The sequence below is a fragment of the Nitrobacter sp. JJSN genome (genome assembly GCF_051912485.1).
GTDB lineage: Bacteria > Pseudomonadota > Alphaproteobacteria > Rhizobiales > Xanthobacteraceae > Nitrobacter.
Genome location: NZ_CP196822.1, coordinates 2,706,194 through 2,728,359, shown reverse-complemented (window position 1 = coordinate 2,728,359; position 22,166 = coordinate 2,706,194). Strand labels below are relative to the sequence as shown.

Annotated in this window: 18 protein-coding genes and 1 pseudogene; 14 read left to right on the top strand and 5 right to left on the bottom strand. The window is 59.3% G+C overall.

Annotated features, from left to right (window positions below; genetic code table 11):
• The first annotated feature begins 159 nt into the window (after positions 1-159).
• Positions 160-1,362: a GNAT family N-acetyltransferase gene (locus ACSZOQ_RS13535; RefSeq protein WP_439923012.1), complete on the top strand. Its 1,203-nt coding sequence runs from the start codon at positions 160-162 to the stop codon at positions 1,360-1,362.
• A gap of 83 nt (positions 1,363-1,445) precedes the next feature.
• Here the strand turns inward: ACSZOQ_RS13535 and ACSZOQ_RS13530 are convergent, their stop codons facing one another.
• Positions 1,446-3,020, bottom strand: coding sequence for a glucosamine inositolphosphorylceramide transferase family protein (locus ACSZOQ_RS13530; RefSeq protein ID WP_439923011.1), 1,575 nt, complete (start codon positions 3,018-3,020; stop codon positions 1,446-1,448).
• Between the two features lie 275 nt (positions 3,021-3,295).
• On the opposite strand from ACSZOQ_RS13530, the pseudogene ACSZOQ_RS13525 reads away from it, so the two are divergent.
• Both ACSZOQ_RS13525 and ACSZOQ_RS13520 read left to right on the top strand, forming a co-directional pair.
• Positions 3,296-4,165, top strand: a pseudogene (locus ACSZOQ_RS13525) (GNAT family N-acetyltransferase); the annotation flags it as partial.
• A 3-nt stretch (positions 4,166-4,168) separates the two neighbouring features.
• Positions 4,169-4,396, top strand: a complete 228-nt coding sequence (locus ACSZOQ_RS13520) for a hypothetical protein (protein ID WP_439926164.1) — start codon at positions 4,169-4,171, stop codon at positions 4,394-4,396.
• Between the two features lie 52 nt (positions 4,397-4,448).
• Here ACSZOQ_RS13520 and ACSZOQ_RS13515 read toward each other — a convergent pair whose 3' ends face one another.
• Entirely contained in the window at positions 4,449-5,876 is a 1,428-nt protein-coding gene (locus ACSZOQ_RS13515; RefSeq protein WP_439923010.1) for an FAD-dependent oxidoreductase, read from the bottom strand.
• 33 nt (positions 5,877-5,909) lie between these two features.
• Between ACSZOQ_RS13515 and ACSZOQ_RS13510 the strand changes: the two genes are divergently transcribed.
• From ACSZOQ_RS13510 to galE, 3 genes are all read left to right on the top strand, one after another.
• Positions 5,910-7,097: a glycoside hydrolase 5 family protein gene (locus tag ACSZOQ_RS13510; RefSeq protein WP_439923009.1), complete on the top strand. Its 1,188-nt coding sequence runs from the start codon at positions 5,910-5,912 to the stop codon at positions 7,095-7,097.
• Positions 7,094-8,092 carry a glycosyltransferase family 2 protein gene (locus ACSZOQ_RS13505; RefSeq protein WP_439923008.1) on the top strand — a complete coding sequence of 333 codons (999 nt, stop codon included), beginning with the start codon at positions 7,094-7,096 and terminating at the stop codon, positions 8,090-8,092. The genes ACSZOQ_RS13510 and ACSZOQ_RS13505 overlap by 4 nt, the downstream gene beginning before the upstream one ends.
• A gap of 238 nt (positions 8,093-8,330) precedes the next feature.
• Positions 8,331-9,371 carry a UDP-glucose 4-epimerase GalE gene (galE, locus tag ACSZOQ_RS13500; protein WP_439923007.1) on the top strand — a complete coding sequence of 347 codons (1,041 nt, stop codon included), beginning with the start codon at positions 8,331-8,333 and terminating at the stop codon, positions 9,369-9,371.
• A 766-nt stretch (positions 9,372-10,137) separates the two neighbouring features.
• Here the strand turns inward: galE and ACSZOQ_RS13495 are convergent.
• A complete protein-coding gene (locus tag ACSZOQ_RS13495) occupies positions 10,138-10,557 on the bottom strand; it encodes a PRC-barrel domain-containing protein (protein WP_439923006.1) in 420 nt (139 codons plus the stop codon).
• A gap of 131 nt (positions 10,558-10,688) precedes the next feature.
• Between ACSZOQ_RS13495 and ACSZOQ_RS13490 the strand changes: the two genes are divergently transcribed.
• Complete coding sequence (locus tag ACSZOQ_RS13490) at positions 10,689-10,892, top strand: CsbD family protein (RefSeq protein ID WP_439923005.1); 204 nt, start codon at positions 10,689-10,691, stop codon at positions 10,890-10,892.
• Positions 10,893-11,241: 349 nt separating this feature from the next.
• On the opposite strand, the gene ACSZOQ_RS13485 is transcribed toward ACSZOQ_RS13490, so the two are convergent.
• On the bottom strand, positions 11,242-11,388 hold the full coding sequence (locus tag ACSZOQ_RS13485) for a hypothetical protein (protein WP_439923004.1): 147 nt from the start codon (positions 11,386-11,388) through the stop codon (positions 11,242-11,244).
• 762 nt (positions 11,389-12,150) lie between these two features.
• Here ACSZOQ_RS13485 and ACSZOQ_RS13480 point away from each other — a divergent pair.
• From ACSZOQ_RS13480 to ACSZOQ_RS13450, 7 genes are read left to right on the top strand one after another with little or no spacing between them, the layout of a single operon-like run.
• A complete protein-coding gene (locus ACSZOQ_RS13480; RefSeq protein WP_439923003.1) occupies positions 12,151-12,240 on the top strand; it encodes a K(+)-transporting ATPase subunit F in 90 nt (29 codons plus the stop codon).
• A 10-nt stretch (positions 12,241-12,250) separates the two neighbouring features.
• Positions 12,251-13,954 (top strand): potassium-transporting ATPase subunit KdpA, encoded by a 1,704-nt coding sequence (kdpA, locus tag ACSZOQ_RS13475; RefSeq protein ID WP_439923002.1) that lies wholly within the window; start codon positions 12,251-12,253, stop codon positions 13,952-13,954.
• 18 nt (positions 13,955-13,972) lie between these two features.
• Positions 13,973-16,042 (top strand): potassium-transporting ATPase subunit KdpB, encoded by a 2,070-nt coding sequence (kdpB, locus tag ACSZOQ_RS13470; protein ID WP_439923001.1) that lies wholly within the window; start codon positions 13,973-13,975, stop codon positions 16,040-16,042.
• A gap of 11 nt (positions 16,043-16,053) precedes the next feature.
• Entirely contained in the window at positions 16,054-16,659 is a 606-nt protein-coding gene (locus ACSZOQ_RS13465) for a K(+)-transporting ATPase subunit C (protein ID WP_439923000.1), read from the top strand.
• 8 nt (positions 16,660-16,667) lie between these two features.
• Positions 16,668-17,084, top strand: a complete 417-nt coding sequence (locus tag ACSZOQ_RS13460; protein ID WP_439922999.1) for a hypothetical protein — start codon at positions 16,668-16,670, stop codon at positions 17,082-17,084.
• Positions 17,085-17,102: 18 nt separating this feature from the next.
• Positions 17,103-19,784 (top strand): DUF4118 domain-containing protein, encoded by a 2,682-nt coding sequence (locus tag ACSZOQ_RS13455; protein ID WP_439922998.1) that lies wholly within the window; start codon positions 17,103-17,105, stop codon positions 19,782-19,784.
• Positions 19,781-20,470 (top strand): response regulator, encoded by a 690-nt coding sequence (locus ACSZOQ_RS13450; RefSeq protein ID WP_439922997.1) that lies wholly within the window; start codon positions 19,781-19,783, stop codon positions 20,468-20,470. The genes ACSZOQ_RS13455 and ACSZOQ_RS13450 overlap by 4 nt, the downstream gene beginning before the upstream one ends.
• A gap of 126 nt (positions 20,471-20,596) precedes the next feature.
• On the opposite strand, the gene ACSZOQ_RS13445 is transcribed toward ACSZOQ_RS13450, so the two are convergent.
• Positions 20,597-22,072 carry an efflux transporter outer membrane subunit gene (locus ACSZOQ_RS13445; RefSeq protein ID WP_439926058.1) on the bottom strand — a complete coding sequence of 492 codons (1,476 nt, stop codon included), beginning with the start codon at positions 22,070-22,072 and terminating at the stop codon, positions 20,597-20,599.
• Between the last annotated feature and the right edge of the window lie 94 nt (positions 22,073-22,166).

Here is a 22,166-nt window from a genome sequence, read left to right as displayed (position 1 = left end):
GGTACTCCCTCTAAGCGCCTTCACTTTTAGCTCATTTCAGCCGAAGCTTGATCGGAGCGGGGCAATACCTGCGCGAGAAGGTGTTACCTTTCAGGCCGTCGTAGCCGACAGCCCGCGGATAGCTTGGTCGCGGGCCAGCTCATCGCAAGGATTTTATTGATGTCGTCAACATCGGTGACCGACGCCAAGATCCATTATTTGCGGCCTACCTCCCCACGCGCGGTGCCGATTAACACAATCGGTCAGGATGCCGCCCTCGACGTCAGCGTGGAGACGCTGCGGGACGTAGCGGACCTTGAGGCTTCCTGGAAGGACCTCGAGGCGCGGGCCGCTCACTCGTTTTATTTGTCATGGCTTTGGATCGGAACTTGGCTGCGGCATCTTCCGAAGGGTACAGAGCCACACGTTCTCATCGTTCGGGAGTTAGGCAAGATTGTTGGCCTGGCGATTGTTTGCCGGCGGAAGACGTGGCGCCTCGGGTCGCAAGCGCGGATGCGTTGGCTACTCAACGAGACCGGCGATGCTCGTTTTGACCGATTGTTCATTGAATATAACGGCATTCTTGCAGAGAGGGCTTCAGCTGATGCCATTACGGTGGCGTGTCTCGAGGCTTCAATGCAGCGCTTGCGTCACTCCGACGAATTAGTGCTGTCGGGGATTGATCCTGCTGTTGAACTCTCCGCTCGCTGTGCCGCTTGCTTTACTGATCTCGTTACAGATGTGAAAGTGGTGGATATAGCGCCGTGGGTTGATTTCACCGAAGTCCGTCGCAAGGGCGGAGATTATCGCGCTACTTTGGGTCGCAATACCCGGCAAGCCGTAAGTCGCTCCATGCGACTCTATGCGGAACGGGGCTCCATCGGGCACCTGACCATGGAAACGACATCGGAGGCTTTAGCTGCATTCGATGAGCTGATCAGCTTTCACCGGTCGCGCTGGGGACGCAAGGGACCCTTCGCCCATCCAGGTTTCCGCTCGTTCCACGAGGATCTCATCGCGCGCGGAGTTCCGATCGGTGCTGTCCGCATCTCGCGAACCCTGGTCGGCGATCAGACGATTGGGATTTTGTACAATTTTGTGCATCAGGGTCATGTGCTTAATTACCAGAGCGGCTTTTTCTACGAGCAGGACGGCCGGCTCAAACCAGGGCTCATCAGCCACGTGCTATCGATTGAGGACAGCCTCCTACGCGGCGAACGCGGCTACGACTTTTTGGCGGGCTCGGCCGGGCACAAGTCCCGTCTTGCAAATGCAGAGAGTTCCATGAAGTGGATCGTCATAGGCAAAGATAGTCTGGAGCGTCGTATCGAGGCAAAGGTTCGCCGAGCGCGGCAAAGGCTCAGGCTCATGGTGACGCACTAAGGAAAGGCGCCGGGTGCTCCCTGACATTTCTTGCGGTACCGAGTGGCGCGAATTTGGCATTTGCAAAGTTGTTCGCCGAACCACTAGGATCGGGTCGCCAGCCTGATGCCAAGCCCCGCTTGGAGGGCGGCTTCATCAATGGTCGTCGAGCCTCGCGTATCCGGTACCAGCGGGATGTAAGAAACCGTGGCTTCCTGCAGTCCTCCAACCTGACCGAAAATGTCGATGGTCTCGAGACCTGCGTGACGATTATACGTATGGCATCCGAACGATCCGGCTTCGATGCGACCAACCGGTGTCTGAACGAACTCCGAGAAATCGATTGCGTCGATTCGGCAAATTGTCACCGCTCCCCCATAGTCGCGCGAGCAGTCCTGTGCCGGACGGAGGTAACGTCCTTTCTGTTCGATTACGGCGCCGCCGGGACGGCTGAACCTCGCGTCGATCAACGCTGGGCTTGCAGCATGACGGGTCCAAGATGCGGTTAGGCCGTCGGCATGGTAGAGATCGAGCATATCCCAAGACGACGACGCCCACAGCCTCGGCGAGACAAAAAACCAGAAACCGCCCTGATGAGGCAGTGGAGTGACGTCGTAACCTTCGATGCCTTCGATCAGGTAGGCTTCGCGCGTCCACCGATAGGGAAACTCGACGGCGCGATAGAGGGCGACGTTACGAGCGGCTCCCGATTCAGGGATCATCCAGATCTGGCCTGCGTGTGCGAACACGAACGGATAGGAGAGGTGGTGTGGCTCTTCCAACACGATGCGGGGAGCGCTAGCGGTACCGTTTCGGTCCAACGCCACTACCGCGATGCATCCGCGGTTTTGAGAGTAAAGATACTGTTCGACGAATATGAAGTCTTGCCCGTTGTGTCGGAATGGAAAAGGATCGGCGAGATAACTGGAGGAGCCCCCGGAAAGGACATGGAAGGCTGCTTCGCGTTTGTCGAGCAGGCTCGTCGATTGATCGAAGCGCCAGCCGATCGCCCAGGCCTTGCCGCCCCGCGTTACCTTGTTGAGCAGCCGCGCCATCTTCGCGGCGAAGGTGCCGGTTGCGAACCCAAGGGACGACTTCGAGCCGAATGAACGTGTGGTCGATTTCGCGCGCACAACGCCATCGACATCCAAGGGGCCGTCTTCGTGGTGCAATGCCTTCAGGATCAGCGCCGTAGCGCAGGAAAGCGTGGCGTCAAGACTTGCTGAGAACACTTCGCGATCCTGGCTGGCAGGGCGGGCCGTCCACGGATTGGAAGGGCGTGCTGTGTCGTGCAGCTCGACGAGGAGGTCCTGATCGTTCGCCAGGGCCGCCATGATCCCGATCTCGCTGGGTACTCCATTGAAGAACGGCCTCAACACGCGTTGCGCTGTCGGCGACACTTCCTCCCCACTCAGATCGATCACTACATCGGCCTCGCCGGCCTGCAGTGGTGGCAAGGACAGTAACGCGGACTCCATGCGGTCCATAGCACCAAGCCCACGAAAGCCATAGATCAGACGTTCGAGTTCGAACAGCAGTCGGCTGCCCTGCGGGAGTGGATAGCGGTGCGGTGCGAATGATCGCGAAATCTGGCTGTCGGTCATTTCGGCAAGCGCCTGCGCCAGCCACCAATGCCAGCGCAAAAGTCGGGATGGATCAAAATTCAGACAGATGCGCATGATCGGTTGCCGCCTTCTCCGCCAGCCCAGTGTCCGACCGTTGGCCCCCTGAGATCAATAAAGGGCTCGGATGAATCGCCGCGCCTTTGATTGGCTACTCCGGTGACGGACAATTTACTTGAAATAGTTTTTAACCATTTGAATTCACCGATATTGCAGCAGCCATCTTCAACCCACCACTACTCTAAAGAGAGTCGATGATTGGAATAGAAAGCCGGGCGGGGTAACCCGTTTGTACCGTTTGCATCAGGCGTGGGTCGTAGTTTGTTGAGCCAATGAATGTGAGTTGGCAGCGGGCTAAGGGCGGGTTGATCTCCGCGACCGTTTGTTCGCCGGGGCGCGACCTTATCGAACCGTGGAATGATCTCGCCGCGCGCTTCGAAAGCAATGCGTTCATGCACCCGGCGGCGTTGCTCGCGGCGACGGAGACAGGTGTAGCAAAGATTCACATTTTATCGGCGTGGGACGAGGAAACCAAGCCACGACGCCCCGTCGGCTTCTGGGCCTTGCGGGAACGGGGCGATTTGCCGTTGATGCCGGCATATCTGGAGGCGCTTCCCTACGACTACGCTTTCTCCTCAAATGCCATGGTCGATGGTGCTTGCGTCGATGATGTCGTGGCGGCCTTTTCGATCAGGCAGGATGTGCGCTTGCCAAAGGTCATAAGTTTGCAGTGCTTCGAAGCCGATCCGATTGTCTATCCTGCGATGCTCCGGCATCTGGCGAGCACGGGGAGGTATCGCGAATTTTTTCGCGTCGAACGGCCGTTTGCAGATCGGTCTATCGGGACAAAAAAGTCGACCTCGACTCGAAAGAAGCTGCGTCAGCTCTCGGCGGTAGGGACTGTCGCGATTGTCAACGAGCGGACGCCGGCCAGCGTGGAGGCTGCGTTCGAAATCTTTTTGAAGCTGGAAGCGGCGAGTTGGAAGGGAAAAGAGGGTACCGCATTGTTGTGCGATGCGGGCGATGCCGCTTTCAGCCGTCGACTGATTGAGAATCTCGCGGCATATGGTTTGGCCTCCGTCGCGCTGTTGTGCGTCGACGGCGATGCGATTGCCGCTCAGGTCCTGCTTTACAGCGGCCAACGAGCCTATACATGGAAAACCGCGTTCAAGGCGTCCTTCGCGCGATTTTCACCGGGAGTCCTGTTGGCCGACAAGGCGACTCAAGGCCTGGTTGAATCCGGTCAGGTTGAAACAATCGATTCCTGCTCATCTCCCGGCGGATTCATGGCTCAGTTGTTTACCGGCCGAAGAACCTTCGTCGACGCCTTGGTCGACGTTCGTCCGCGCAACGCGCTGGCCTTTGCAGCGGAAGTGGCGCAGCATCAGGGCTACCACCTGCTTCGCCGCGTGCGAAGCAGAGGGGGGGCGTGATCAAGCGATGGAACGCTGCAGGTGGCGAAAATCGCCACCCGAATTCATAGGCCTAGGCTCGGTTCGCGAGATCGCGAAGCCGCTGCGCCCATCCTTCTGATGCGAAGTGATCCGCTAAGGCGATCATGCCGACCCGGCGAGCTGCTCCGATCGCTCCGCGGACGATGAATCGCAAGTTACGCTTCAGGTTCCAGTTGAAACTGTCGTCGATCGACAGCGACCGCAATTGATAGGCGAATGAGGAGGAGGCGTCGTCATAGCTGCGCTTGAGCGGATCATCGTAGAACTGGGCGATTTTGTCCGCGGTCATGCCGGGACTTGCCAGCCAGTTCGGGATGTGAGTGTTGCAAAGCCGTTCGACGTCATTGAACACCTTGCCTGTGCCCGTGCCGGCGGCCGGACAGGAGGTCGCGAACGCATCGCCGACCAGGACGACGCCGGCCTGCCGATGACCTTTACTGATGTAAAGGTCGGCCGGTCGGATCTTGATCGGGCCGACGACCTCAATGTCTCCTGTGAGGCGGCGCAAATTGGGCATCAGCGCGAACAGACTTCGTTCGGGGTCGTGGCGTATATCTCGAAACAATGGATCGTCCATGTTCCGATAGACCATCAAGTTCGCTCGCATTGATGTTCGGATGGGAAACAGCGTAAGATATGCCATCCGGTCGGTAGTATGTTCGGGATAGTAAGTCAGCGCCGCGAAATCAAAAACCCCGGCGTGGCGTGGTTTGATGTCGAAGGCGACAGTAATCGAATGACAGGGGCTGGTAACGATCCGCTTGATCCCGATCTGATCCTTCAGAGCGACACCCAATCCTTGGGCGAGCACGATGAGACGTGCGGAGATCTTGGTGCCATTCGATAGCAAGAGCTCCTGACGATCATCTCCCACGCTGATCCCGGTTGCTTTTGCAATCGTGAACGGGACGCTCGGGGGAATGGTGGCCCGCATCGCATTGACCAGGTCGTCATAGAGGATGCCGTGCTGGCCTCCCGGACGTTTATCGAGCAAATATCCGGAGCGCGCGACCCACGCCTTGCCGTCGCGCATGTCACCGTCGAACGTCGCTGTTGGTAAAATCTCATCAGCAAGGCCGGTCTTGCGCAGGATCGAGACCTGACCATCATCGAGTTTTTCGCAGCGCAGGTCCGGTGGATAGGTCGGATGAGGATCGATCAGCATGGCACGGACGCCAGCGCGGCCCAGCATGGCTGCCGCTGTCGACCCAGCAAGACCTCCACCAATGATCGCGACGTCAGTATCCGTAGTGACGGATCTCATGAGCAGGATCCCAGGCCAGAGCCAGTCGAAAATTTCGAATAGCCAAACTCTGCTGATACTGGAGCAAGCGCGGACAGCCAATTGCCCTGAAGAGGGTGGCGCTTGGAAGCGTGAGGCCGGAAGGGGTAAGCCTTTCGTGCTGTTGCGCGCGGTCTTTGGAGGCGGTCTTTTGTTTTGATGGATGTCGGCTGGCAACGGACGAAGAACGTGCTGCGGGGAGCTTGCCTCTTGCCACTCTTGCTGCCGTTCGCGCCGGCGGCTGCGGCGGCCCCCCCGCCGGTAACGCCTTTCGTCAGCACTGCCGGCACGGCGTTTACCGTGGACGGCAGACCGTTCTTCGTGACCGGCGTCAACAACCATTATCTTACCTTCGCCTCTCAGGGCGAGGTCACGCGCGTTCTGGACGACGCGGTAGCGATGGGCGCCAACGTCGTTCGCGTTATCCTCCAGCCGGTGGTCGGTTCGCGCGATGGAAGCGTTCCCACGGTCTGGAATTGGCGGAACCCGGCTGCGGATGCCAGCAATCTGAATGTCGGACAAGCGGACCTGCTTTACTGGGACGCGGAGAAACACGCGATGGCGGTCGATGACGGCCCCAACGGAATGCAGAAGATCGACTTCCTTATCGCCGAGGCCAGAGAGCGCCATCTAAGGCTCATCATCGCCTTCCTTGATTTCTGGGACTATACCGGCGGCGCTCAGCAGATGCGGGCCTGGTACGGAAGCACTGACAAGTCGACGTTCTTCTTCAGCGATCCGCGCACGAAGCGCGACTACAAAACCTGGGTTGAGCATGTCGTGCAGCGGGTCAACCCGCTCACAGGGCTTGCTTACCGCGACGATCCGACCATCATGGCCTGGGAGCTGATGAACGAGGGCAATGCGAGCCCGGAATCCCTGAGGCTGGATTGGACAGCCGAGATGTCGGCTTACGTCAAGTCGCTCGATCCAAACCATCTGGTGAGCTCAGGGAACGCCAACGTCGAGCCCAAGTTGGCAGACCTGACTATTCCTACACTCGATTTCGGCACGTGGCACGGCTACCCGCTCTACTACGGACTCAGCGTTCGCCAATTCGACAAGACGATCACCGAGTTCTGTCAGATTGCGGGCCGTGTTCAGAAGCCTGTTCTTCTTGAGGAATTCGGCTATGCGCGGTCCAACCGGGACTCCGCCGAAGCTTATGCGATGTGGGTCGATACGCTTGCCCGTGACCCGGACTGTGGCGGCTGGCTTATCTGGCGGCTGGTATCACTGCAGGACCACGGCCGCTATCCCGACGACAGGCACGACCAGTTCGACGTCCACAATGATGCAAGCCCGATCTGGAATGTCCTCAAAGCCGCCACAGCCCGGGCGGTGCAGATCCGCGAATCCAATCGGGTTCCAGCGAACAGCCTTCGGAGAACTCCATGATCGAAGCCTCCGTTGTGATCTGCGCGCACACACTCGACCGCTGGGACGAACTCAACCGCGCGGTCGAATCCGTCCGCAGCCAAACCCGCGCGCCGCGGGAAATTCTCGTGGTCGTGGACAACAATGAATCCTTACGCGATCGTGCCGCGCGGGAGATCAAAGGCGTTACGGTCCTTGCCAATGCCAAGGAAGCCGGTCTGTCAGGTGGTCGCATGACGGGGGCGGAATACGCGACGGCGCCGGTGATCTGCTTCCTTGATGACGATGCAGCCGCAGATCCACCCTGGCTAGAGGAACTGCTTAACGCTTACGAGGATCCAGCCGTGCTGGGCGCCGGTGGCCCGGTCGAGCCGCTATGGCGCGCGCCGCCGCCATCCTGGTTTCCCGACGAATTCCGTTGGGTCGTCGGCTGTACTTATGTCGGCATGCATGTGCGCGACGGGCGCATCCGTAACCCGATCGGCGCCAACATGTCGGTGCGCGCCGACGTGCTGCGCCATGCGGGTGGTTTCACGTCCGAACTCGGACGCCGCAAGCTCGGCTTTTCTGTCAGCGGACGAGCCACATTCGGCGGCAAGGCCGAGAGTTGCGAGGAGACGGAGTTCTGTATCCGAGCGGCTCGCCTCCATCCCGGCGGCTATTTCGCGTATCGACCGGGAGCGCGCGTGCATCACGCCGTGCCAGTCCAGCGCACGACCTGGAGCTACTTCGTCCATCGTTGTCTCATCGAGGGCAATGCCAAGGCTGTGCTGGCAGGCCTTGCCGGATCGAAGGATGGCCTCGGAGCAGAAGGCCGCTACGTCCGCGAGGTGCTACCACGCGCTGTTATCAACGATCTAACGGCGGCGCTACGCGGTCAGACCGGCGCGGCGCGGCGGGCGGGAGCGATCATCGCCGGGCTCGCCCTTACGGCGTTCGCCTACGCCAGAACCCGCCTTGGAGCCGCCGCCGAAGCTCGTTCCTCGCACCTGTTCTCACGGGCTCGCGGTGGGTAGCTGTCGTTGATAGAGCGGATGTTGGATAAAGCCGGAAGTCTTGTCGTCTGCGGTCTCGTCGCCTCGCGATGCGCGAATATGTGGTCCGACGGGCTCAGCAATACGGGTTCTGCCGGCCCAGCGATTCCCACTCCGTTTTGACTACTCCAAGTGCCAAATCGACAAGTGACCGTAAAAGGCTGTATGACAATGCAGGCTTTGCCCTGAAACTCGCGGTGCCTTCGACAGGAGATGCCAAGTGGCGACACTGATCACTGGCGGCGCCGGCTTCATCGGCGGACATACGGTTCTCGCTTTCCTCGATCGGGGGGAAGTTCCGATTGTGCTGGACGATCTATCGACCGGCAGCCGGGAGGCTGTTCCGTCAAATGTTCCGTTCATTGTCGGTGATGTCGGAGATGCCGAGTTAGTATCGCGTCTGATACGAAACTATAAGATTGACGCGGTCGTGCATTTCGCCGCCAAAATAGTCGTTCCGGAATCGGTTGCCGAGCCACTCAAGTATTATCGGAACAATACCGTCAATACTCATACCTTGTTGCAAGCTGCCGTAGAAGAAAACGTGAAGTACTTCGTTTTCTCTTCATCTGCGGCTGTTTATGGCAACCCCAGTTCTACACCTGTGAACGAGGCAGCGCTCCCAGCGCCACTCTCGCCGTATGGCATGTCAAAACTGATGTCGGAACATATGCTGGTTGATGCGAGCGCGGCATCCAAGCTGCGGCACGTGACCTTGCGCTACTTCAACGTCGCGGGCGCCGATCCGGCCGGACGCCTTGGCCAATCGACACCCGGTGCGACGCATCTCATTAAAGTCGCGATCGAGACGGCGCTTCGCCGACGTCAATATATGAGCATCTATGGCAGCGACTATCCAACCCCAGATGGGACGTGCATACGAGATTATGTGCATGTTTCCGATTTGGCACGCGCACACCTCGTGGCCCTCGACCATCTGCGGAACGGTGGAGAGTCTCAAACGCTCAATTGTGGCTACGGACAAGGCTATTCAGTCAAAGAAGTTATTCGCGCGGTCAGGATGGTCATGGGAGTTGACTTCGAAACTCGCCAAGCGTCGCGTCGAGCGGGAGATCCTGCTTCAGTTGTAGCAAATAGCGATCGACTTATGAGCTTGGGCTGGAAGCCGGAATTAAATGATTTGCTGAAGATGATTGAGCATGCCTGCAACTGGGAGAAGAGGCTGGCATCCGTTGCGATGACGGAGCGCGGACAGCCATCTAGTGTGGTCAACTTCAGTCACGCTCCTGTAGCTCCATGATCCGCGCACTCCGGATTGGTCGCTCCGCGCCGCCCGTGAGGTGCATCGGTTGTCGAACCACATCGCTGCTGGTTGGAGCAGCCCACCATTTCGTGCAGCAGACATGGATCGCGAGTATCGGGTCTCCATCTTCGGCATGATTCCGGCGGCAGTGTTTGCGTGTGGAGGGGATGCAGACCGTCCATTAACGCATTGAGCCGACGTGCGTGACGGTAGCTCTTTTTTCGGGGAACTAATCGGATCGAACAGGGTCCGACAACCTGCTCGGAACAACGGTTCTCGAGTCTTCCGGTTGCCGGTTAGAATCGATCATCCGCGATTCTGCGGGAGGCCGGTTCATACGGCAGACCCAGGCGGCGAGCCTGGAATAAGCTTGCCGCAGGGACGGTTGGGTGTCCTCTAAGTCATCCATAGCAGGAACCGTAAAAGGCTACCTACCCGGAAGATGCGCCGCGACCGTTAATGAGTTGTAAAACGCCGTGTCAGGGTGACGCTCGATCTGGCCAGTTCTCAATATATCCGGCTCTCAACATATTTCTGCGGCAGGTTCCCGCCTTCACACACAAAAAACTCGCCGCCGGTTGAGCCGGCAGCGAGTTTTGTACGCAATACTAGGCCCTTCCGGGTTGAAACCAAGTTCTCACAGTCGGGTGAACAACCGGTAAAGGCTCGGCTCACGACCCGTCAATTCCGAAATCGATCCGAGATTGTTGAGCGTAATGATAAAGCCCGCCTGTCGTTCGCTGACCGAGCTTTCATTTCCTCGTCAGTACTTAAACTCCGGAAGCGCTTTCAACTGGTCCTTCGTGAGGTTGAGCACCGCGCGGTCAGGAAACCACTCCCTCTTTGTTTGAGAGGTTTGTCCCACCGTTGTCTTTCCGGCCTCGTTTGCGAACTTCAGGCTGTTCATCGCAATCAGAACGTAATGCGTGCCCATGCCCAGAAAGCCGCCGGCTTCAACGACGACACCTCTAACCTGTCCCTGCGAGTTGACGATGACGTCGGAAATCTCGCCGATCTTGTCATTCGCTTCATTGTAAACTTTCACGCCTGACATCTTCGACGCGCTCCAATCGCCGGCAGCAGCGACGGGAGCGGCGGCTTGCGATGGTGTGTTTGCGGTGGTTTGAGCGAATGATGCGGTCGATATCATCAGAAGTGCGGCGGCGGCTATAAGTGTTTTCAAGTGAACCTCCATTGCTGAGGACTTTACAACATTGAGCGTGGCACTTCGTTCCTATGTACAAAACGTAACACAGGAACGTCTTCGTGGTTTGTCAGTTGTTAGTGCCGAACCCCTGACAGGAGGTCATCACGATGGATTGGAATCGGGTTGAAGGAAGCTGGAAGCAGTTGAAAGGCAAGGTCAAAGAGCAGTGGGGAAAATTGACGGATGATGACCTTGACGTCATCGCCGGCAAGCGTGACCAGCTCGAGGGAAAAATCCAGGAGCGCTACGGATATCAGAAGGAACAGACAAAGAAGGAAGTCGAGAATTGGTACGATCGGCAGAGTTGGTAATTGATGGAGCTTGTAACGGAAGGCCCCGCTCCGGCGGGGCTTTCTGCTTTGAATCACGAGTGAGAATGTTCCCGGCGAAGCGCCGAAGCTCCTATCCAGAGGCCTGTTGGCGCTGGGCAAAAGAATCCCCCGCCGTAAGAGGCGCTCCAGCCATGCGCGCTCCTAGCGACGGTTCACTTGAATGGGATTTCTGAAGAAGACGTAGGAAAGAGGCACATCTCCGCGCGGGCAAATAAGAACCACCGCAAATATTTCGAAATGCAATCGGTTGCCTCTTCTGTCCTACGCTTAATCGGGATCGCTGAACGAAAGGGGTCAGCATCAAGAAGATACACAACACCATGGGCCTCTAGAAATAGAGGAGATAGACAACAGCGAATCCTGCCACAGCCAACCCCGTGCTCCAGGCCAGTACGTTACGCACCGTAGGTCCACGTTCTGCTCCTCGCGCTTCCATTGCCGTCTCGACTATGCGTCCGTTTTCCAGTTTTGACATGCGTTGCTCCTGAGATTGAAAGTCCCTGCCAACATAGGCATTGAGTCAATCCGATAAATCCAGTTTCGTTCCGATTGGAATTCTGTCGACGCGCATGGAGTGAGATGCTGCGGTCAGGTTCCGCTCGCCGTGAAGCGCTATTCGCTGCGCCGTAATCGGGATGCGCAGCGAAGCAGTATAAAAGCGCTTCGAGTTTATCGGGCTTACGATTCGATCTGGCACCTATGCGATAGCTGGCCGCTCAATCGATGCGGCCAGCTATATGTCCTCGCCGTATTAGTAAATGCGGACGTGATTAGCCTCGAACGTCACGGGAAAATTGTTGCGATTTTGCAAGGTCAATACCAGCACAACCCCAACACCTCCGCGGTGATCCCAGTAGACGACCCTGTCTGTTTCACGCAGTGGTTCCATCGTCGCATGGCGCGCGCGGGCGCTGTGACCTGGCTCACTCTGCGTTGCAGAGGGTGAAACCGCGTTAACGACACGTCCGTCTACTCTCTCAGCCATGCACGACCTCCGCGCGGATAAATCAACTTAGCGGATACCGCATTTCACGCCTGCGCTATTTATGCCGTCTTTATACGCGGCTTCAAAAATCCGTATCGATTCCTTATTTTGATCCGCCTAACTGTATCGAAGCTCCACGTAATCTGGAGGGAGTGTCATGTTCGATTTGCTCATGTTCGTCGGCGGCTTTGCCCTCTTCGTGGTGACGATCGGCTACGCCGTCGTGTGCGACCGGCTGTGAAGAGGTGCATCATGCCCATCGACTATTCACTGGCTGCGCTCGTGACGGCGGGGCTGCTCATCTACCTCACCTACGCGCTGCTGTTTCCGGAACGCTTCTAGGAGGCGGATCATGACCGTCCTTGGCTGGGCTCAGATCATCCTGTTCTGTGCGATCGTCGCTGTCCTTTCCCCGATTCTCGGCGGCTACATGACGCGCGTATTCAATGGCGAGCGCACGTTTCTCTCCCCGATGTTGCAGCCGCTGGAGGTTGGGCTCTATCGGCTCGCAGGCATCGACGTCACGCGTGAGCAGCACTGGCTCACTTACGCCATCGCTATGCTGCTTTTCAACGCGGGCGGCTTTTTGCTTCTCTACGGTCTGATGCGGCTGCAGGCGCTGCTGCCGTTCAATCCGGTCGGACAGTCGGCGGTGCCGCCCGATCTGTCATTCAACACCGCTATTAGCTTCGTCACCAACACCAACTGGCAGAACTACGGCGGCGAAAGTACGATGTCCTATCTCGTGCAGATGCTGGGCCTGACGTCGCAGAATTTCCTGTCGGCCGCGACAGGCATCGCGCTGGCGATGGCGCTTGTTCGCGGTTTCGCGCGGACCTCCGCGCGAACGGTCGGCAATTTCTGGGTCGATGTCGTCAGATGCACGCTCTATATTCTGCTGCCGATCTGCATTCCCGTCGCGCTATTCATGGTCTGGCAGGGCATTCCCCAGACGCTCGGCGGGTACGTCGATGCAACGACCCTTGAAGGCGCACACCAGACCATTGCGGTCGGACCGGTGGCGTCGCAAGTCGTGATCAAGATGCTCGGCACCAACGGTGGTGGCTTCTTCAACGCCAACGCTGCGCATCCATTCGAGAATCCGACCGCGTTATCGAATTTCATCCAGATGGTTCTGATCTTCGTGCTTGGTGCAGCCATGACCAATGTGTTTGGCCGCATGGTCGGTAACCAGCGTCAGGGCTGGGCTATCCTGGCGGCGATGGGCATTTTGTTCATTGCGGGCGTCGCCGTCTGCTACTGGGCCGAAACCAACAGCACGACGCTGTTGAATGGTCTCGGCCTTGCCGGCGGTAACATGGAAGGCAAGGAAGTCCGTTTCGGAATCGCGGCCTCTGCGCTTTTCGCTGTGGTCACAACAGCGGCTTCGTGCGGTGCCGTCAATGCGATGCATGATTCCTTCACGGCGCTTGGCGGCATGGTTCCCCTGATCAATATGGAGCTCGGCGAGATCGTGGTCGGCGGCGTGGGCGCGGGCCTTTACGGCATGCTGCTGTTCGTCATCGTCACGATGTTTATCGCCGGCCTGATGGTTGGGCGCACGCCGGAATATGTCGGCAAGAAGATCGAAGCGCGCGAGGTCAAGATGGCGATGCTTTCTATCCTGATCCTGCCGCTCATGATGCTGGGATGGACCGCAGTCGCCGTGGTCTATCCACCCGCTGCTGCGTCGATGGGCAATGCCGGCCCGCATGGGTTCAGTGAAGTTCTCTATGCCTTCACGTCGCAAGCCGCCAACAACGGTTCGGCGTTTGCCGGACTGACTGGCAACACGCTGTTTTACAACCTCACTGGCGCGATCACGATGTTTTTGGGCCGCTTCTGGATGATCGTGCCGGCCATGGCGATCGCCGGCGCGCTTGCCACGAAGAAGACGATCGCCGCGTCGAGCGGGACGTTTCCGACCACCGGCGCGCTGTTCGTCGGCCTTCTGGTCGGCGTCATCCTCATTGTCGGTGGCCTAACCTTCTTTCCGGCGCTCGCGCTCGGCCCCATCGTCGAGCATCTTGCGATGCAGTCTGGCAGCCTGTTCTAGACAAATCGGAGTCCGCCCATGGACACACTCAAGCTTCGCAAGCGGATGCCGGCGACCGGGCTGTTTGATCCGGCGATCGTGGCTCCCGCGATCGGCCAGGCTTTCGTGAAACTGGATCCGCGGACGCTTGTCAAAAATCCGGTCATGTTCGTGCTGGAAGTGGTCACGCTGCTCACCAGCGCATTGCTGGTGCGAGATATCGTGACAGGCCAGTCGACCGCGTTCGGATTGCAGATCGTGATCTGGCTGTGGTTTACCGTGTTGTTCGCCAATTTCGCGGAGGCGGTGGCTGAGGGCAGGGGAAAGGCGCAAGCGGATGCACTGCGCAGTACGCGGACGCAGACTCCCGCCAAGCGTGTCCTGATGGCCGATAATCACGACCTGTTCGAAGGCGTTTCGGCGGATGAATTGGAGGCCGGCGATCTCGTGGTCTGCGAGACCGGCGACATCATTCCCGGCGATGGCGATGTGATCGAAGGCATCGCGTCGGTCAACGAGGCGGCGGTGACGGGCGAGTCCGCGCCGGTAATCCGCGAATCCGGCGGCGACAGGTCCGCGGTTACCGGCGGCACCACCGTGATCTCTGACCGCATCGTCGTCCGCATCACCTCGTCGCCGGGCTCCTCGTTTCTCGACCGCATGATCAAGCTCGTGGAAGGTGCCGAACGGCAGAAGACGCCGAACGAGATTGCGCTCAATATTCTGTTGGTCGGCTTGACCATCATCTTCGTGTTCGCAACGGCAACCATCCCGAGCTACGTCGCCTACGCCGGCGGCACGATTTCCGTCGTCGTGCTGGTTGCGCTGTTTGTCACTCTGATCCCGACGACAATCGGTGCTTTGCTGTCTGCGATCGGCATTGCGGGTATGGACCGTCTGGTGCGGTTCAACGTGCTCGCGATGTCCGGGCGCGCGGTCGAAGCCGCAGGTGACGTTGACACATTACTCCTCGACAAGACCGGGACCATCACGTTCGGCAATCGATTGGCGACGGAAATCATTCCGGCTCCGGGTGTCAGCGAACAGGAAGCCGCACGCATCGCGCTTTTGGCAAGCGAGGCGGACGACACCGCCGAAGGCCGCTCGATCATCACGCTGGTGCAGGACAGATATCAGATCACCCGCGAGCCTTTCGGGAAGGAAGCGAGATTCATCCCGTTCTCCGCTGTGACGCGCTTGTCCGGCGTTGATATAGGTGGCCGCATGCTGCGCAAGGGCGCAATCGACTCGGCGCTGAAGTTCGCGCGGGAAAAGGCCGGGCGCGATATCGCCGAGCCACCGGTGTTTCGCGCCGCGGTGGACCGGATCGCGCGGACGGGAGGCACGCCATTGGGACTGGTGGACGGCGAACGTCTCGTCGGAGTGATTCACCTCAAGGACGTCGTGAAGCCGGACGTCAGGGACCGGTTCGCAGCCCTGCGCCGGATGGGGATCAAGACCGTCATGATTACCGGCGACAATCCGGTCACGGCTGCCTCGATTGCCTCCGAAGCGGGCGTCGACGATTTCATCGCCGAGGCAACGCCCGAAGACAAGCTTCGTTATATCCGCGGTGAGCAGGCCGACGGGCGGCTGATCGCCATGTGTGGTGACGGCACCAACGATGCGCCAGCGCTGGCGCAGGCGGATGTCGGCGTCGCCATGCAGAGCGGTACACAGGCCGCGCGCGAGGCCGGTAATATGGTCGATCTCGATTCCGACCCCACCAAGCTGATCGAGGTCGTGGAGATCGGCAAGCAGCTTTTGATGACCCGTGGTGCGCTAACGACATTTTCCATCGCCAACGATGTAGCCAAATATTTCGCGATCATCCCGGCGATATTTGCGGCATTTTATCCTCAGCTCGGCGTGCTCAATATCATGCATCTGTCGACGCCACAGAGTGCAATCCTGTCCGCCATCATCTTCAACGCGCTGATCATCATTGCCTTGATCCCGCTGGCGCTGAAAGGCGTCAAATACCGCCCGATCGGGGCGGCCGCGCTGCTGCGGCGAAATCTACTGGTCTACGCGCTCGGCGGTGTGGTTCTTCCATTCATCGGCATCAAGGCGATCGATCTTGCTGTTACGGCCCTGCATCTCGCCTGAGGAGGACTGTCATGCTCAAGCAAATCCGCCCTGCGTTGACCGTGCTGATCGGTCTGACACTGATCACCGGATTGATCTATCCTCTCGCCATCACCGGCATTGCCGGCGTGATGTTTCCCGGCCAAGCGAACGGCAGCTTGATTGTGCGTAACGGGCACGTCGTAGGCTCTGCGTTGATCGGGCAGAATTTCACCGAGAACCGCTATTTCCATGGCCGGCCGTCCGCAACGACGGCACCCGATCCGAATGATGCCTCCAAAACTGTGCCGGCTCCTTACAACGCCGCAAATTCAGGCGGTTCGAATCTGGGGCCGACCAGCAAGGCGCTGGCAGAGCGCGTCAGAGCCGACGTTGAAAAACTGAAAGAGGAGAATCCGTCGCAGCCGGTGCCGGTCGATTTGGTCACGGCATCGGGCAGCGGCCTTGATCCCGACATCTCGCCCGATACAGCCTTGTTTCAGGTGCCACGGGTGGCCAAGGCGCGCGGTCTGCCGGAGGAGCGCATTCGCGCGCTGGTCGCAGCCCAGACCGAGGGGCGTCTGATGGGATGGCTCGGAGAGCCGCGTATCAATGTGCTTCGGCTGAATCTCGCTCTCGATCAGAGTGGCAGGCGCTAGCGTGACGCATGTCGCTTCCGGTGGCGAAGTCTCTGCACGCGGTCTCTGCCGGTGATGCTCACGACGACATGGTGCAGGCTTGGCTGTTTCTGGTGTTGCGTTATGCGGTATCTCGAGAAGCGCGGGACCGGCGGGCGGTCTTGGACCTGGCCGCGAAGATGGATACGTTAGGCAAGGAGAGAGAGCGGGAGGTGTTCCGATTCTTCCGGAGTCACAGCGAGCGACTATGCACCGCCATTGCGGCGCCGGACATGCCGAGTCGCCGCCAGATTCTCATGGCGCATGCACGCAGGATCGGGCAGCGTCGACTTCAGCAGGCGTTCCTCCTGACCTGCCGCCTCGAATCGCGGGAGAAGATGTTTCCGAAATCTGGCAGAACAGGCAGCCGCCCTAAGTTGTGGAAGGGATTGCAAAGACGCCGATAACGTTGGTGCGGGTCGAAGATGGTCGAGTCGGACGGATTGAGAGCGTCACCTGATGCGCTGCTAAGTCTCGCGAATAGGGAAGGGCGCGGGCGGCTGAAGATTTTTCTTGGCGCCGCGCCTGGCGTCGGCAAGACCTATGCGATGTTGACAGCGGCGCGCAGCGAAATCGCCGGTGGCCGCGATGTAGTGGCAGGTTTGGTGGAAACCCACGGCCGCAGCGAGACCGGGCAGCTTCTTGATGGCTTTGAGGTACTGCAGCGCAAGCCGATCATCTACCGCAATCAGGTGATGCACGAATTCGATCTCGACGCGGCTCGCGCGCGCCGGCCAAGCCTGTTGCTGGTCGATGAATACGCGCACACCAATGTGCCGGGTAGCCGTCATCCCAAGCGCTGGCAGGATATCGACGAATTGCTGCGCGCCGGCATGGACATCTGGACGACTCTCAACATCCAGCACCTCGAAAGTCTCAATGACGTTGTCCAGAAGATCAGCAAAGTTCGAGTGCGCGAGACCGTTCCGGACAAGGTATTCGATCTGGCCGATGAGGTTGTTCTTGTCGATCTTCCACCGGACGAACTGCTGAAACGGCTTGCCGAAGGCAAGGTCTACGTTCATGACACCGCCGCGCGCGCGATCGAGAATTTCTTCAAGCCCCAAAATCTGACCGCGCTGCGCGAACTCGCCATGCGGCGCGCGGCGGAGCAGGTCGATGCATCTCTGGTCGAGCGGATGCAGGCGCAAGCGATCGAGGGACCGTGGGCCGCAGGCGAGCGCATCCTGGCTTGTATCGGTCCCGATCCAGTGTCGCCGGCTGTGGTTCGCGCTGCCAAGCGGCTCGCCGATTTGATGGATGCGCCGTGGATCGCGGTGACGGTTGAGCGGCCCGGTGAAAGCCTCGATCCTGCCGCCCGCCGCTGCGTCGATGACGCGATGAAGCTGGCGGAAAGTCTCGGCGCCGAGACGCAAACCCTGTCGAGCGTGGATTTACCTGCGGAGCTTCTCCGCTATGCGAAATTCGAAAATGTCACTCAGATCGTGGTTGGCCGTTCTCGTGGTGGACTTTTGAATGAAGTGTTTCGCCGGTCGCTGCCGCATGAGCTGGTGCGGCGAACGCAGGATATTGCAATCCATCTGATCGTCAGCGGAACCGATGAACCGGCGCTGCCGAGGCGCTGGCCGCGGGAGAAAATCTCGTTACGGCCGCTTCAGTTCGTATACGTCACCTTCGCGGTCGCGGCGGCACTCGGCGCCGGGAAGGTTCTGACAGAGTTGACGCCAATTCCGAACCTGTCGATGGTGTTCATGGTTTCCGTGTTGGTCAGCGCCATCAACTTTGGCGTCTGGCCCGCTATCTACGCCTCGGTTCTGTCGTTCTTCGTCTACAATTTCTTCTTTATCCCGCCGCTCTACAATTTAACGATCGCCGAACCCTATGAATTTCTGGCGCTCGTCATCTTTTTGGTCGTGGCGATTGTCACGTCTGCGATGGCCGGCCGTGTCCGCAATCAGGCGCGGGTCTCTGCAAGTCGGGTGCGCGCCATGCGTCGCCTTTACGAATTCACGCGTCGCCTCTCGGGAATGGCGACGCGAGACGACATTGCGGAAGCGGCAGCCGGAGAACTTCATGCGAGCCTGACGCGGCCTGTCGTTGTACTGCTGGGACAGGATGACGATCTCTCGCTGGTCGCAGCGTGGCCGCCGGAGGATGAGCTCGATCCTGCCGCCATGACGGCGGCGCGCTGGGCTTTCAATCATGCGGAGCCTGCCGGTGCTGACACCGGGACGTTACCGATCATCCCGTGGTATTTTGTCCCGCTGAGGATCGGTGATAAGACGCTCGGTGTCATCGGTGTCGCGAAAGATCAGGCGGCACCGCCGTTCGATTCAGAATCGCGCGCCTTGCTCGACACACTTTCCGAGCAAGCCGCCGCGGCGCTCGAGCGGGCCGCGCTGGCGAGCGAGATGGTCAGGGTCAGGACTGCGACAGAAACCGAGCGTGTGCGCAACACCTTGCTGGCGTCGATCTCTCACGATTTCCGCACACCGCTGTCCTCCATTCTCGGCGCGGCGACGAGTCTCCTGAGTTACGGCGACAAGATCGACGCTGCGGCCAAGACCGATCTTCTGACGCAGATCAAGCAGGAGAGCGAGGGCCTTGACGAAATGGTTCGCAATCTACTGGCGATCACGCGGATCGACGCTGGGGCGCTGGAACTGCGCAGCGATTGGATCGACCTTCGTGAGATCGTTGAGCGCGTCGTCAGCGCCGCGCGCCGTCGCGGCGCGTCGCAACACATCGATGTCAACGTGCCATTCGATCTTCCACTGGTGCGCGCCGACGCAGCGCTGGCGGAGCAAGCGATCGGAAATATCGTGACCAATGCGCTCGTGCATACCCCCCAGGATGCGCGTGTCATGATCGATGCTCAGGCCAATTCGTTAGGCGTTGCCGTGCGCGTGACCGACAACGGCCCCGGCATTTCGCCAGATATGCTCGTCCATGTGTTCGACCGTTTCGTCAAGGGACGCGGCGCGCGGGAATTGCGCGACGGCGGCGACGGGGTCGGTCTTGGTCTTGCCATTGCCAAGGGCATTATGGACGCCCATCGCGGATCGATCACGGTCGAAAGCCCTGTGCATGGGCGGCCCGGTACCCGGTTTACAATTCTGTTTTCGCGAGAGAATGCCGCAACATGAGCGCAAGGCTGCGAGTTCTGGTTGTCGATGATGAAGCGGCGATCCTGCGCTTCCTCAAGCCCGCCCTCGAGGCCAACGGTTACGACATGTCAAGCACCGCAACGGCCGCCGACGCTGTCAAGCGCATCGCGTCCGACGCGCCCGACGTGGTGTTGCTTGATCTCGGGCTTGCGGACGGCGACGGCAAGGATGTGCTCCGGCAGGTGCGCGCGTGGTCAGATGTGCCGGTGATCGTGCTGTCTGCGCGCGACCGAGAGGCGGAGAAGATCGAGTCGCTGGACCTCGGCGCGGACGACTATGTCAACAAACCGTTTAATGTCGGAGAACTCATGGCGCGGATGCGTGCTGCACTCCGTCATCGCATGCAGCGCAACGCGGAGACACCATTGCTTCGTGTCGGCGATCTTGAAATAGATGCCGTGCGGCACCGCATCACGCGCGGTGGAATTGAATTGAAGCTCACGCCAAAGGAATTCGAGTTGTTGTCGTTTCTTGCGCGAAATGCCGGTCGCGTCTTGACCCACAGGCAAATTCTCGCGGCGGTGTGGGGTGTCGCACACACCTCGGATACGCAGTATTTGCGCGTCTATGTCGGCCAATTGCGACAGAAGATCGAAGACAAGGCCGATGACCCGCGGATAATTCTGACCGAGCCCGGTATTGGATATCGCATAAGTGAAAGCTGACGCGCGGTGGAATATCCCTTGAGCCGCCTTTTTCTCAGCCAGACTGAGCCGGCCGACTAGTTTGCGCAACCTGTCCGGAAGTTCCGGCAAACCAGTTTGGCTCACCGATATAAGATCACACGCACATCATCCCGCTGAGTCCGTGGTGTGTCGTGGACCGGGCCGAGATTGATCGAGGTTCCCGGGAACATCTCTGTTCCACCACCCGCCTCCAAGAGCCTGAAATAGCGCGACCGTATTGGCCAATTGCGATGCCTGCGCATCGAGGCGAGCAAGAGATGTCTGCAGATACGCTTGCTGTGCGGCCAGAAGAAGAGGCACGCTGATCTGCCCTTGGTCCACCTGTTTGCGCACCAACGCAATGCTCTCGGATGCGGATCGCTCCGCATCGGTTGCCGCGCTGATCGCGCGCGTCCCGGCCTGAAGAGCCTGCAATACGTCCGCGACATTCTGAAACGCTGCGAGAACTGTGCTGCGATACTGGGCGAGAGACTGATTGGCTTCCTCTTCCGCAGCAACCTGCTTGTTTGCCAATGTCCCCGCATCAAAAATAGTCTGCGCCGCACTGCCGGCTATCGTCCAGAGCCCCGCTCCCGGGGTAGCCAGATCCGCAAATCTGGCGGCTGCGGCGCCCACATTCCCGGTCAGGGAAATCTGCGGCAAACGATTGGCGATCGCGACTCCGATCATTGCATTGGTGGAATGGAGATTGGCTTCGGCGGCACGAATATCGGGGCGCTGTCTTACGAGATCAGCTGGAAGACTAAGAGGCAGACGGCGCGGCATCCGCAACGAGCCGAGATTGAAAGTCTCCCCCGGCGCGTCGCTCGACAGGCGCCCGGTCAAAAACGATAACAAATGACGCTGCTGCCCCAGCTGCTTCTCGAGTGGCGGCAGCAGAAGCCTGGTCTGCGAAACCGCGGTTTCCTGTGCAGCAACATCGGTCAGGGCGATCTGCCCTTGCTCTTGTTGCCGCTTCAATAGCCTCAAGACCTCGGACTGCAGACCAATGACCCGACGGGTCGCCGCGATCTGTCCGCGCAGCCGGCCTTCCTCGATCGCAGCGAGCGCGATGTTGCTCGCCAGCGTCAGATAGACAGCTTCACGCTGGAACGCACGCATTTCAGCTTGCGCGTCAGTGGACTCGACCATGCGACGTGTCCCGCCCCACACATCGGCGATGTAGGAAACAGTTACCTGGCCAGTGTGCAGATTGAAGATGTTTGCGCCCGACGAGAGAGGAGACGATAGCTCGACCGGCACCTGCTGGCGCGAAGATTCGAAATTACCGGCCACGCTGGGAAAGAGGGCGCCGCGCTGAGCCAGCGCGTTAGCCTGCGCTACCCTGACAGCGGCCTCCGCAGCGGCAAGATCGGCATTGTGCGCGATCCCGTCTTCCACGATGCGGTTCAGCGCGGGAGAACGAAACAACTCCCACCACTGGGGTGGGATCTCCGCGTTGTGCACAATCGGATGCCCCGGGACACGATCCCCGGCCGGGTCGGAAAGGTAGCTGGTAGTCTCCGGCGGCGCTTGAGGCTTGAAATCAGGCCCGACCGCGCAACCTGTCAGCGCCTGCGAGACGAAAAGTAATCCGGACACGATCAAGAGGCGCACATGGAACCGCTGGTGAGCGCATCCGCTTTCCCAAGAACCGGACGCTAATGCTTTCTGCCAGCTTCTCCGCACCACCTGT